The following is a 296-nucleotide window of genomic DNA, read 5'->3' as shown; positions in this document are numbered from 1 at the left end:
ACGTCCTTGTTGGCCGGGAAGGTCGAGCGCCACCAATATGTCGAGCGCAATTGCCAGAACGGCGTGTAGGCGGTTTGCATGCCCGAACCGTCGTCGGCGGTATCCTCGATGATGATGCCGCGGTTTTCCCAATCCTCGGCGACATCTTTGGGCAGTTTCGCCAGCGCCGCCTTGGCGGCATCGCCGAACGGGTTGAACGGCACATCCTGCGCCTTCAGGTCGGCGCTGATGTCGATGCCGAGAGCAAAAACCTTCTGTTCGAGCTGTGGTTTGGCCGCGACGCCGTCGATGGTCAC

At 61.5% G+C, this 296-nt stretch carries 1 protein-coding gene; it reads right to left on the bottom strand.

The window, feature by feature from the left end:
* Positions 1-296: DUF4424 family protein (locus EN852_RS39170; protein WP_135879932.1), on the bottom strand; the 296-nt coding region annotated here is incomplete at both ends.

Source organism: Mesorhizobium sp. M2E.F.Ca.ET.209.01.1.1 (assembly GCF_004010375.2).
Taxonomy (GTDB): Bacteria; Pseudomonadota; Alphaproteobacteria; order Rhizobiales; family Rhizobiaceae; genus Mesorhizobium.
This window is presented reverse-complemented; position numbering and strand designations above follow the sequence as displayed.